Below are 12,995 nucleotides of genomic sequence, written 5' to 3' on the forward strand. Positions count from 1 at the left end.
AATGATTAATTAGGTTCAGTCGTTCCGGTAAGACATAGTCCCAAGGTCAGGGAAGCTATGTCCTCTACTGCTTTGGATGGACTGACCCAGTTGACTGAAACGTATACTTCCCGGAACCAACTTTGTAGACTGCGTACCCTTTCTCCTGTCTCACGAACTGTACATCCTTGGCCTGCGCTACGGGTTTACCGCTTTCGGTCACCGACGACGCGTTGTCGGCCGGAACATAGACGGTAGCCGTTGTATTGACGGGTACATCAACCGTCAGGTCAATGTGGGAAGCCGCTTTCTTCCACTGGCTACCCACGCGGCCGTAGGGTGAATCGTAGCTGGTGTTGACGTCTTTTATATCGCCCACGAGTTTGGGATAGATAACCCATTCTTTACCGGCTATGGCCTGGGGCGCTTCCTGAATGCCACCCAGCTCGGAATAAAACCACTCCATGAGGTGACCCAGCATCAGGTGGTTGTTTGATGCATTGGTGTTAGCCTGCCAGGATTCGGTCAGGGCCGTGGCCCCTTTCGCTAGCTGATACCCGTAACCCGGTACGTCCGTCCGGCTGTTCATGTCGAAAATCACGTCGGATGCACCCGCTTGTCCCAGCGAGAGCAATAAATAGCGGTAACCAACATCCCCCGCCGTCAGGCTGTTGTTTCGGTCTTTGATTTCTTTAATGAGGTTAGCTGAAACGGCCGCCCGGTTTTCGGGTTCGACCAGGTTCATGTATAGGGCCATTGCGTTGGCTGTTTGGCTGCCGGTGCCGTACTGCGCCGTTTTCGGATCGTAATATTTCTGGTTAAACGATTGCTTGACTGATGATGCCAGTTGTTCATACTGAGCGGCTTCGTCCGTTTTGCCAAGCAGCTTAGCAGTTTGGGCCATGATCGTCAGGTCGTAGTAATACGTAGCGGTGGCGGTTAAGCCTCTGGGCGTGAGCTGCGAGGGACCGGGGTCTTTGGGGCCGAGGTCGTACCAGTCGCCGAGGCCGTGCGTCAGAATGTTACCTTTGGCTTTTTTGCCCAGATAACCTACGTATTTCTGCATCATCGGGTAGCTCTCGGTCAGCAGTTGCCAGTCGCCGTACCATTGATACAAGTACCAGGGTAGAATCACGGCCGCACTGCCCCACTCGGGCGAGTCGCGGAAGCCTCCTCCAAATCGGGGATATTCGGGTACCACGCTGGGAATCAAACCGTCAGGCGTTTGGCCCTGCTGCATATCGTGGATGGTTTTTCGGTAAAAACGCGCGATGTCGTACGTATAGCGCACCGAGCCACCCATGAGGTGCGTCTGTTCGAGCCAGCCGAGTTTCTCGCGGTGCGGGCAGTCCGTCAGGACGCTGGCTAAGTTACTTCGAATGCCCCAGTCGATGAGCGTATCAATCCGGTTGAAGAGCTGGCTGGAGCTGACAAACGACCCCACCCGAGGGGCGGCATTGCGCGTATGCAGTCCTTTAATCTCCTGAATAACCGGCAGATTGTCAGGATTGGGCTCACCGGCCGGGACAGCTCCTTCGACCTGTACGTAGCGAAAGCCATAATACGTAAACTGCGGATGCCAGGTTTCAGATGTTGAGCCGCGTAATGTATACGTAAAGAAAACGACGGGGCCCACCGCCCGTTGATCGGCCAGGCTGCTGTCCGTAAGCAGTTCGGCGGGGGTTAGTTTAACACTGGCTCCGCGCTTGCCGGTAACCGTCAGTTGCGGAAGCCCTGACATATTCTGCCCTATATCGTAGATCCAGACACCTTTCTTTGGACTCTTTGGGCGACCAGCCGTGAAGGTTTCGAAAATTTTGATTGGCTCCTGTTCCTGCGCCGATAAGCGGGGTGGTCCCTGCACCACAACCGGCGTTTGCCACTGACGGTCATTAAAACCGGGGTTCATCCAGCCGTTTTGCTCCAGCGTGGCATTATAGTCTTCGCCCCCGAATACGCTACTGAACGTAATGGGACTTTTCGTGGCTTTCCAGGTCGGGTCACTCACCACGGTCTGGGTCGTACCATCCGTGTATTCCAGCAGGATGTGGGCAATGAACATGGGGTAGCCGTAGCTCACGATTAACTTTTTGTACCGCTCGTTGGGGATGTTAAAAAAGCCGTTACCCAGCATGACGCCGAACGCATTGGGGCCGGTTTTTAGCTGCTTCGTGATGTCGAACGTCACGTACTGCGCCACCTGGTTGTAATCGGTCCAGCCGGGGTCCAGCACATGGTCGCCCACCTTGCTGCCGTTCAGAAATAAGTCGAAATGGCCCAGGCCCGACACAAAGGCTGTAGCGTTTTTGATGGGTTTCTGAATGTTGACTTCTTTTCGGAACTGTGGCAGTGCGTTTTTAGCCGTCACCAAATCCGGCCGACTGTGCTGCGATTCCAGGGTATTGCCAAACTCGACGGCAGGCACAATCCGCTTTGCCGAATCCATCTTCTCCAGCGCAATCCACTGCGCCTTCCCCCAATCTGCTTTCGTGGGCAGGCCCATCCGCCAGTGCGCTACCGAACTCCAGGCTGATGGTTTACCCGCTTTATCCCACACCTGTACTTTCCAGAAATACTGTCTGGTTGCCGTCAGGGGCTTTCCGGCATACGGCACTAGCAGCGACTGATCGGACATTTGCTTCCCCGAATCCCATAGATTCCCCTGCTCTTTCTGGAGGCTTTCCGGCGAATCGGCGACCAGCACCCGGTAGGCCGTCTGGACCTGATTGCGCTGGGGCGATGTCAGTTGCCAGCTTAGGCGGGGCTTCTGTGTTTCAATACCCAGCGGATTCCTGACGTATTCGCAGCGCAGCGTGGTGGGTGTTACCGATTGGGCGGTACTGGCAGCAGCAAATGCTGTCAGGGTTACCAAAATGGATAGTAATCGCATAATCTTAATTGAAAGTCAGTAGCTTATCGTTTGTCGTTCCTCGGAATAACAAACTCTTCTTACACCTAAAATTTGAACCGTTCCGCTTCTTTGTGTCACAATTCCCTCATAATTCGCACCGGCCCTAGCAACCCGGACGGTATTAACGGAGAATCTTTCGTAAAGTAATTCCAGGTTGTGAAACAGTAACGGCCTTTGGAGGGGCGCGGCTGTTTGTTGAGGAACCAATCCGGAAATTCTTTCAGGTAGTAACTGTTTTTATCCAGATGACCGGGTAACCATTCCTGATCGGCCGGTTCCTGTTCGTCGCCAATCAGTCGGTTCGCCCAGACGTTCGTAACCTCCACAACAACCTGATTTTCTTTTGCTTTGAGCAAGCCAGCCGGAATCTGAATCCGCCACGGTGCCGTCCAGACAACGCCCAAATCCTGGTTGTTGATAAATACCCTGGCCACATGGTTGACGACGCCCAAATCAAGGTACGTCGCCCCGGCTTTGTCGGCAAGTTGAGCGGGAGCTACGTCAAATGACTGCCGATAAACAGCCGTGCCACTAAAGTATTTGATACCGGCTTCGGGCCGGGTCGTCCAATCGTCAAGTTTGGCGAACGTAACTGGCTTGGTGGGACCTCCCCAGGCCGGATCGAACCTGACCTGCCACGCACCGGCCAACTGAGCAACTTCTTTCTGATCCGCAAAATTGGGTGTAGGGGTGACGGGTGCAGTTGCTTTGTTTTGGAAAACGATAAAGAAACTTTGCGCTTCTGCAAACTTGAGCGGTATCGTTGTCATACCATTCTTACTCTCAAACTGAGTCAGCGGACGCATCGCTCCCGTGACGGGGTCCCAAAGTTCGGGTTGCCTGTTTGCTACCTTAAAAGTGCAGGTCGTTGATCGAGGCTCGCGGGCCGTGTTCGCCACGAAATAGATGTCGGTGGTGCCCTCGTACCGATGAATGGCCTTTATGGTGTCCTTTTTACTGCTGCTTATCACGCTGAAATCGTTGGCTACCGGCTCGGCGATACGTCCCCATTGCAGGAGCGCCTGACAACGTTGCCAGTAGGCGACCAATGCTTTACCGGGCTCCCACCAGGTTTGGGTACGGTCGAAGTGGGTACCCCAGCGGCCCATCGTCGCACCCGGCTTATAACGGTCGTCCCAGGGTTGCTGCACAAACCGGTGGAGGACCATGCGGTTGACCCCAGCACAAAAAGCGGCATCGCCAATGGGTTTCAGCCAGGCCGGGGTTTCGTTCCAGGGGCTTTCTTTCGGGTCACCCGTGAATGCTTCCGCTTCAACAATATTTTGGCCCGACTTCCGCAGGGCGGCCACCGTCGGTTCCAGTTCATAAGGAGCGTATTTGCCACCGTGCGTCCAGAATTCAGTCATCACGTTATGCACCAGCGGCATGACTTCATCCTGCCGCCAGGGCCCGCCGTAAGGTTCACAAAGAAATGTCAGGTTAGCGGCTTTCAGCTTTTTTGAAATCGTGGTGAAGTAAATGTCCCGATGCAGGTCTTTGATGGTTGCCTCAAAATCTTTCCGGAACTTGACAGAATCCGCCTGACTACCCATCCGCCGGCCGGCAAATGCCACCAGATACGGCAGTGGATCATACCCCCGGCGGTTCGTGAATTCTTCGCGCATCCTGGGCGTCCAGGTAGGATTACCCGCTTCGTAGCTGTCGAAATGAACGTGCGTGAAGCCCGTACCAATCAAGTCGCCCAGGTGCTTCTGGATTTCGCCGATCACGTGGTCCATGTGAAAATCAACGGCCTGCTGGCTCATTTTATCGCACTCTAAGCCAGTAGCCTGCCACTGCGCGGGCTGAATCAGCGTTCCCGTGGTAGTATGACCAAAGCGGTAAATGACCCAGTCGCCAGCGGGTGCGTCCCAAACTAATTCTCCGCTGGGCTTCATCTTTCCGGTTAGCTCAATCGCATTTGCTTTGGTGACCGGACCTGTGGCGGGCAGCGCCAGTACGGCAATATCTTTGTAATACGTTCGCCGAGCTTCAATTTCGGGTTTCTCAACGAGGCCGGTTTTTGGATTATACACCGGGAACGGCGTATGGCCACGAAGTTTAACCGTTGGCTGGGCCAGCGTAATTGTTGTTTTCTGATTGCCCGTCACCTTCGTCTGCGACGAGCAAATTTCCTGCATCGACAGTTCGGGCGTAATCCAGACACCACCACTGGACTCATAACTCGGTCCGTTGAACATACCGAAATCCATACCGAGCCGCTTCGACTCTTCGGCGGCATGGCGCACCAGCTTCCACCAGGGCTCGGTCCACGAAATGAGTTCGGGCGTCGGGCTTTTGCCAATGTCACAGGCCCAGGGCGTCGTCACATCGGCTAAGCTGAACATGGTTGTGCGGTTAAAGCCTTCTTTCTTCAAGGCTTCCAAATCTTTGGTGATTCCTTCCTTGCTCAGGTTAGCCCCCATCCACATCCACAACACACCCGGTTTAGCACTCTCCGGCGGATTTCTAAACACAGTGGCTGGCGGTACCAGGCGGTCAGCGGTAGTCACGGATTGAGCTACCAATGAGTGCGTAATGATGCCAAGCAGACTGAGCAAAACGGGATAGGTGATTTTGTATTTCATGACGAGTTTCAAGGGCGTAGGGTGATTCGGTTAGAGAAACGCATACCTGCGTTTCTCTAACCGAATCACCCCTCAATTCAAGTAAAATATTAATCGTATAGGTCGACTTACACGCAGAGACAGACGGAGAAAACTAATCCTTTTGCTGTCTGATGTTCCGTCTGCTCTGCGCGTAAACCGCTATAAATACCCTGGGTTCTGCGTCAACAGTTTATTAATCAGCAACTCATTTTGGGGGATTGGAAATAGCAGCCGGTTCTCCGTTACGTTGTAAACGTTGCCCGTCAGATATGGCCGGATCGCCTTCTGCTTTGCTCCATAAGCCGTCATCACCGGAATAGCCTGCCCAGTCCGAACGAGGTCGAGCCAGCGGTGATTCTCAAACGCCAGTTCAACCCGGCGTTCTTTGGCAATGGCCGTGCGTAAATCGGTCTGGGCAGTGGCGGTTGTTGCCGCTAGGCCCGCCCGCGCCCGCACCTGATTCAGATAAGGAACAGCCTCGGCGGCTTTGCCCTGCTCGTTCAGGCACTCCGCCAGCAGCAGCAGCGCATCGGCGTAGCGGTACACCGGCCAGTTGTCGTTGGTGTTATTAAACTGAGCGTGGGGGTGCAGGTATTTTATAACGAAGGGCTGTGCCACTGTCGCGCCCGCCGGATTGACGTAGCTATCGGCAATGGACGCGGCTTTGCGTTTGTCGCCGGGTTCGTAGGCAGCGATCAGATCGGCGGTCGGGATGTTCCAGTCGCCTAAGTTCTGGCTGTTGCCGGTTTGGCCCGTAATGTTTTTGGTATCGGTAACGCCCGGTGCAAACTGGTAGGCAAAGTTGCTTTGCAGCCCCTGTGTCCCCTGAAGATACTGCACCTCAAAAATGGATTCCGCATTGTTTTTATTGGTAGGGTCGAACACGGATGCGTAATCGGGTAGCAGACTATACCCGAGCGTCGTCACATCTTTCAGCACTCTTTCGGCATCGGGATACTGCTTCAGCGTCATGTAGATATAGCCCAGCAGCATCTTGGCCGACCCCTGCGTCACCTGGCCCTTCACCGTCTGAGTTTTCGGTAACATGGCAGCGGCATCGGTCGCATCGGCCAGAATCTGCTTGTATACATCAGCGGCTGACGAACGCGGCAAGGCTGTTTCAGCTACGGTCGATACTTCTTTCAGATGCAGCGGGACTCCCCCGAAATACTGCACCAGTTCAAAGTAGTAAAACGCCCGCAGAAACTCAGCCTGCCCTTTCAGATTGCTTTTGGTGGTTGCCGAGATCGAAGCCCCATCAATGCGCTGCAGCACGGCATTCGTTTTGGCAATGCCATCATAACAGTTTATGTATTTGTTGTACACGTAGCTGTTGGTAGCCACATCTGTAAACGTATTAATATTCTCTTTTTCAACAATTTGCCCACCCCGATTGCTGGTATTGTAGAGGTAATACGTGTTGTCGGAGCGCATTTCGCCCATCACATATGCATCGTAATATAGATTTTGCAAAGGACGATACGCACCCGTTACAGCTTTGGTGAAATCGTCTTCGGAGATAAAGAAGTTAGCGACCGACACACCCGTTTGGGGCGTCAGCTCGAGGAAGGATTTACTACAGGAACTCAACAGGAAAAGTCCCAGTCCAGCCGTAAAAAACTGTTTTATTTTCATGAGTGTAAGGCGTTTTTAGAAAGCTGAAGGCGTATTATTTCAGATTCATGTTCAGGCCAAAAGTGATGGTGCGCGGTACGGGATACGAGGTGTAGTCGATTCCCTGCGTGAGGGCGTTGGTACCACTGTCGTTTACTTCAGGATTTGCTCCTTTGTAGCCAGTGAAAACGTACGCCTGCTGCATACTGCCGTATAACCGGACGTTGCGGATGTAGTTGTTATTGGGCAGGGGCACCGTGTAACCCAGCGTGATGTTCTTGATCGTCAGGTAGCTGCCGTCGCTCACCCAGCGCGAGTTGGTCGTTCGGGCCAGTGGCGTACTGACCACCGCCCGTGGGTGGATGCCATCGCCGGGGTCCTGCTCCGACTTCCAGCGCCGGCCCACATCTTTGGTTACGTTGAACACTCCGTCGAGGTTCTGGATGTATTCCAGCGTTCGGTTCATGATGTCGTTGCCGTACTGACCGGCGATGACCATGCTGAAGTCGAAATTGCCGTACGACAGATTGTTGGTCATGCCGTAAATGAACTTCGGATTTGGGTTACCGATGATCGTTTTGTCAGCCACGGTAATGACACCATCGCCGTTGGTATCCGCGTATTTTACGGTGCCTACCATCGATGGGCTGTCTGTGCCGAGGTATTTAGGCGAGTTGTTAAACTCTTCCTGTGTTTTATAAACACCCAGGAATTGATAGCCATAAAACGAACCGATGGGACTACCGATCTGCGTAATGTTCGGTCCATTGGCATCCCGTGGCAGGGCGGGGCGGTAAGGACCTAAGTCAAGCACGTTGTTGCGAATGAATGAAATGTTAAAATCCGTCGACCAGCGCAGCTTACCCGTTAGATTTTGTGTACTGATGGCGAACTCGTGCCCCCGGAACTCGAACTTTCCGACATTATCGGTGATGGTCGCAAACCCGGATTCACGGGGTACGCCCACATTCAGCAGCATGTCCGACGTGGTTTTGTAGAAGTAATCGTACGTCAGTAAAATTCGGCCTTTCAGCAAGCCGATGTCCGCGCCAATGTCGAGTTGGTTCGATTTCTCCCAGCTCAGGTTACTGTTGCCGATGTTCGCCACAGTAGTGCCATTCGCCAGCGCATTGTTGAAGGGATAGTTCGTTGCTGTTGTCCGGGCCAGGTAGCCATAGTTACCAATGTTGAAATTGCCGTTCAGGCCGTAACCCGCCCGGAGTTTCAGATTGGAGACAACGGGCACACTAGCCATAAAGGGCTCATCGGATACGTTCCAGCCCGCCGATATAGCCGGGAAGTTCCCGTACTTGGTATTCGGAGCAAACCGCGACGAACCATCCCGCCGGAACGAGGCCGACAGCAGGTATTTTCCTTTGTAGTTGTAATTCAGCCGCGACACGAACGACGCCAGCGACCACTCCTGTAAGTCGAAGCCTGTATTGAATTGCGTACCGGCGTTCAACGTTTGCACTTTATCGTTGGCAAAACCCGTTGCGGTGACACTCCCGAAGTCCTGGCGGAATTTCTGAGCCGTGTACCCCACTAACGCATCCAGGTTGTGCGCGCCAAACACCCGTTTGTAAGTCAGCGTATTTTCGGTCAGCCATGAATAGAAAATGTTATTCCGCTGGGTCGCATTAGTTTGAATGGGTGGGGCTGAAAACAGGCCCCCCGAGGTCGACGGCGTAAAGTTGTTGAACTGCTCGTTGGTGTAGTCGATGTTGATGCTCGACTTGAAATTGAGGTCTTTAACCGGCTCCACGTTCAGGTAGGCGTTGGACAAAATGCGACCCGTGCGGGTATCGTTCCTAACGATCTGAATCACGTTGTACCAGTTCGGGTTGGGAAACAGACCCGGCGACGTAGCCGTCAGCGGCAGTGATCCATCCGGATTGATGGCCGGAGCAATGGGGGAGGTAGCGATGGCGCTCTGGATGATGCCACCCCCGAAAATATTGCCGTCCGTATTGGGCAGCGGGCTGGTAGCATAAGTGGGTGCTATGTTCAACCCTATCGAGACCTTGTCGTTTACTTTATAGTCGGAATTCAGACGAGCCGAATACCGCTTGTAATTGGAATTGAGCAACACACCGTCCTGATTGATGTACCCAATGGTAGCCGCCGTGCTGAGTTTATCGTTACTGCTGCTCAGCGACAGGCTATAGTTCTGGATCGGTGCATCGCGCAGCAGCAGATCGTACCAGTTGGTGCCTTTGCCGGCATACTGCGCTGGGTTCTGGTACTCGGCCGGAATTGTCTTCTCCTGACCGAGTCGTATTTTTTCCTGATAGACCTCGTTCATGTACTGCGCAAACTCCTGCGCGTTCATCATGTCGGGCCGGCCGCGCTCGGGCACCTGCTGTGTGCCGTAGTAGGCATTGAAGCTAACAGTTGACCGTCCGCTGGCCGCGCGTTTCGTCTGAACCAGCACCACCCCGTTGGCTGCGCGTGAGCCGTACAGCGCCGTAGACGATGCATCTTTCAGGATGGAGAAACTTTCAATCTCATCGGGGTTGATGTTGCTGATGTCCCCCACAATGGGAAAGCCATCCACGACATAGAGCGGCTGGCTGCTGCCACTGATCGAAGCCGCTCCTCGAATCCGGATCGACATGCCCCGGCCCGGCTGACCGGTATTTTGCAGAATCTGGACACCGGGCGTTTTTCCCTGTAGCTTTTGGGCGAATTGCGTAACGGGAATGTCCTTGATTTCGGCGGCACTGACGGTGGCTACGGCTCCGGTTACGTCGGCTCGTTTCTGAGTTCCGTAGGCCACCACCACCACTTCGTTCAGCGACTTGGTATCCGGAGCCAGCGAGATGTTGACCGTCGTTCGGTTGTTGAGCGCTACCTCCTGGCTGATGTAACCAATAAAAGAGTAAACCAGCGTAGCATTTCCATCAGCTACCGTTAGCGTGTAGTTGCCTTCGGTATCGGTAACGGAGCCAGTAGACGTTCCTTTTACGGATACGTTTACCCCCGGCAATCCGGCGTTGTTATCAGCCGCCAGTACCCGGCCACTGACCCGAATGGACGATTGGGCCCAGACCCTTATGTGGAGTGGTACCAGCCAGGCAGCGAATACCAATAGGCAGAGCAGCACCAACCGCCGTTGCCGACAGAATGCTTCCCTAATCGATTTGTCGATCTGTTTCATGTGTGTAGGAAGTAAGGAATAGTGAAAAAAGAAAGCCTCGTATGCGTCATCAGCACACCTGAATGACCTCAATCTTGAGCAGTTCGCCCAGTTTTTTGAGCTTAGAGCCGATATGCCCAATGCCCACCGCGCAGTGATGCGCCGGACCGTGCCCGTTCCAGCGCTCCACAAATCCGCGAGCCCCCGGCGCAAACCGATAGCGGCTGTTGGTGTTACCAATTTCCAGAATCGGCCCCGCCACCGATTCCCCTTCGGCCACCAGCAGCATCAGCTTACCGGTTCCCGTTTCCACGACCGATAGCAGCGTCACTGGTCCTGTCTTGACCGACATTTCTACTGACAGCCCAGCGCCGACCTTGCCATGATAGACCTGAAGCGGCCGGACTTTGGTCTTGCCCTCGGCAATTCGAATGTGACCCGGCCCATCGTGACCCATCAGTACGACATCGTCTGTATAATCCATGGCGTAGTACTCCGTGAAGGACCCACCGACGCCGAAGCTGTCCATGATTTTCATGGCCTGCGCGTTCTTGATCTCATACTCGCCAGCCACCGGAATCCCCCGCGCGGTCAGTAGCGACGTTCCCAGGATGATGGAACTCATCGTGTCCTCGTTGTCCTGATTGCCCGTGCCTTTGTGGTAGTAAGCCAGCGACCCCAGGCCGTGCCGTGCAACCAGTTCGTCTAGTGCTACAGAAGTGCGGGCCGCCCGCTCCAATTCGTGGGCTGAGCAGTCGGGCTGTACGTCGAAACGCTCGTAGAACTCAGCGACCCGGGCCTGAATGAACTCCCCGCTGACGCCCTCTTTCAGGGCCGACAGTTCATCGACTTCCACAATGGTCATGTGCCCGCCAAAGGTGATGAGTTGCAGGGTTGGGTCGGAGTAGATGTCGAGCATACCACCGTAGTAATTGCCCATCAGCCCAAGGCAATTGTGGGCCATAGTATGAGCGACTCGGGCGGCTTCGATCCAGTCATCAATTTGCTGCCAGGCGATGGGGTCGTCGTGGAGCATACCCGTCACCTGCTGTACGGCAATGCCCGCCCGCCGGAACACGTTGGCCAGTTCGGGAACCGGACAGGCTCCGCAGTGGGCCAGCCATTCGCCGGTCATGCGCGTGCGGTTGTTAAGCTGGTTGAACCACGCATAGTCAATGGACGGTTCGGGCGACAAGTTCAGGATAACAACCGGTACGTTGGCTCGCCGAACAACGGGCAACACCGTAGCCGAAAGAGCATAAGTCGTAACGTAAATGAACAGAATATCAATGTCGGCCTGTCGGAAATCGTGCCCGGCCTGAGTCGCTTTCTGAGGGGTATCGACTAAACCTAAATTGACAATTCGGGCGGCTGGTCGTTGTAGTCGTTGTTCCACTATCTGGAGATAACCCAGTAGCCGTTCTTCCAAACCCTCGAACTGCGGCCAGTACGTATCGAGTCCAATCCCGAACAGGCCAACCGTGAACGGATGATGTTGATTCTGGTCTGGTGGAGAGTCAACGTGATTGGACGAAGTCTGCGAATGGGTTTGCATAAGCCGTATCAAAAAGAGCAATATTGTATCAAAAAAGACAAATATTTATTGCGCTGACAATGCGCTTAAATGTCTAGCTAGCTGTTTATAAAGTCATATTCTGAATTATTTAACTTCTTATCAGTAAATATTTAGATAGAATAGTGCAAATAAATGGAGTCACTTATTATCTTTATCAATCATTTTTGATTTTTAATTTGTCGTATTTGATACACCATGACATTATTTCGCAAATACTACCAGAAAGTAGTCGTTGAGGAAGCGCTGCACAAGCCAAGCTGGGGCGTTGTGGTGTTGAACGTAGGGCATAATGTTCATCCACCGGGCGTTCGTTATCCCGATTATCAACACCCCGGCGATTACGTCTTCGATTGGGAAGAGGGACGGGTGCTTGAAGAATTCCAATTAGTTTACATCTCGCGGGGGCAGGGTATTTTTGAAGCCGAGGGCATGAAACCAACGCTTATCGAAGCGGGTACGGCGTTTTTACTCTTTCCAGGCATCTGGCACCGCTATCGCCCCGCCGAGCAAACCGGCTGGGAAGAATTTTGGGTAGGTTTCAAAGGACCCTATGCCGACTATCTGACCCAGCAGGCCTGTTTCCAACCCGATAGTCCGCTCATTCGGATTGGTTTCAACAGCGAGTTGCTGCACATCCTGACGCACTTGGTCGATACCGTACGATTTGACTCTGACTCAACCGGGCCTTTATCATCGTGTCTGACGATTCAGGTATTGGCACTAGTGTATGCATCGGCAATCATGACGAGTCCGGAACAAAGCCGACGGCATCAGCTTATTCATCAGGCCCGGTTCAAAATGCACGAATACGAAGAACGGGAACTAGACCTTGAGCAACTAGCCCAGGACATGAACGTGAGCTACGTCTGGTTTCGGAAGGAGTTCAAACGAATTGTGGGCACCTCGCCGGGGCAGTATCACCTGAATCTGCGCATCAAGCGAGCTATGCAACTGCTTCGGGAGACGGATTTACCGGTCGGCCATATTGCCACTCAGCTAGGGTTTGAATCAGACTTTCACTTCTCCAAAATCTTCAAGCAGAAAGTCGAACTGTCGCCCTCACAATACCGCAAGAGTACGGCACCTAGCGCCTGATCGTTTTGAGTTAAGCAAATGATAATCACCGGCGTTTGCGGAGAAACCATCAGCTAGCGGTTGCCAGCACAG

6 protein-coding genes are annotated in these 12,995 nt (G+C 53.6%); 1 reads left to right on the forward strand and 5 read right to left on the reverse strand.

Annotation, left to right across the window (positions count from 1 at the left end; translation table 11 throughout):
* Positions 1-64: 64 nt before the first annotated feature.
* The 5 genes from ACFSUS_RS18695 to ACFSUS_RS18715 all read right to left on the reverse strand — a co-directional run bounded on the left by ACFSUS_RS18695 (position 65) and on the right by ACFSUS_RS18715 (position 11,807).
* Positions 65-2,869, reverse strand: coding sequence for an alpha-L-rhamnosidase (locus ACFSUS_RS18695; protein ID WP_381525257.1), 2,805 nt, complete (start codon positions 2,867-2,869; stop codon positions 65-67).
* Between the two features lie 95 nt (positions 2,870-2,964).
* Positions 2,965-5,478 carry a glycosyl hydrolase gene (locus tag ACFSUS_RS18700; protein WP_381525258.1) on the reverse strand — a complete coding sequence of 838 codons (2,514 nt, stop codon included), beginning with the start codon at positions 5,476-5,478 and terminating at the stop codon, positions 2,965-2,967.
* A 180-nt stretch (positions 5,479-5,658) separates the two neighbouring features.
* Positions 5,659-7,134: a RagB/SusD family nutrient uptake outer membrane protein gene (locus ACFSUS_RS18705; protein ID WP_381525259.1), complete on the reverse strand. Its 1,476-nt coding sequence runs from the start codon at positions 7,132-7,134 to the stop codon at positions 5,659-5,661.
* 34 nt (positions 7,135-7,168) lie between these two features.
* Positions 7,169-10,273, reverse strand: a complete 3,105-nt coding sequence (locus ACFSUS_RS18710) for a SusC/RagA family TonB-linked outer membrane protein (protein ID WP_381525260.1) — start codon at positions 10,271-10,273, stop codon at positions 7,169-7,171.
* A 49-nt stretch (positions 10,274-10,322) separates the two neighbouring features.
* On the reverse strand, positions 10,323-11,807 hold the full coding sequence (locus tag ACFSUS_RS18715; protein ID WP_381525261.1) for an arabinose isomerase: 1,485 nt from the start codon (positions 11,805-11,807) through the stop codon (positions 10,323-10,325).
* A gap of 216 nt (positions 11,808-12,023) precedes the next feature.
* Here ACFSUS_RS18715 and ACFSUS_RS18720 point away from each other — a divergent pair, with 216 nt between their 5' ends.
* A complete protein-coding gene (locus ACFSUS_RS18720) occupies positions 12,024-12,923 on the forward strand; it encodes a helix-turn-helix transcriptional regulator (protein ID WP_381525262.1) in 900 nt (299 codons plus the stop codon).
* Positions 12,924-12,995 lie beyond the last annotated feature (72 nt).

Origin of the sequence: Spirosoma soli (assembly GCF_042684525.1) — a bacterium.
Lineage (GTDB): Bacteria > Bacteroidota > Bacteroidia > Cytophagales > Spirosomataceae > Spirosoma > Spirosoma soli.

What these genes read in the sequence shown, in the direction of transcription:
- ACFSUS_RS18705 (WP_381525259.1), bottom strand. Translation starts at nt 7,134, where the DNA reads ATGAAAATAAAACAGTTTTTTACGGCTGGACTGGGACTTTTCCTGTTG.
- ACFSUS_RS18715 (WP_381525261.1), bottom strand. Translation starts at nt 11,807, where the DNA reads ATGCAAACCCATTCGCAGACTTCGTCCAATCACGTTGACTCTCCACCA.
- ACFSUS_RS18710 (WP_381525260.1), bottom strand. Translation starts at nt 10,273, where the DNA reads ATGAAACAGATCGACAAATCGATTAGGGAAGCATTCTGTCGGCAACGG.
- ACFSUS_RS18700 (WP_381525258.1), bottom strand. Translation starts at nt 5,478, where the DNA reads ATGAAATACAAAATCACCTATCCCGTTTTGCTCAGTCTGCTTGGCATC.
- ACFSUS_RS18695 (WP_381525257.1), bottom strand. Translation starts at nt 2,869, where the DNA reads ATGCGATTACTATCCATTTTGGTAACCCTGACAGCATTTGCTGCTGCC.
- ACFSUS_RS18720 (WP_381525262.1), top strand. Translation starts at nt 12,024, where the DNA reads ATGACATTATTTCGCAAATACTACCAGAAAGTAGTCGTTGAGGAAGCG.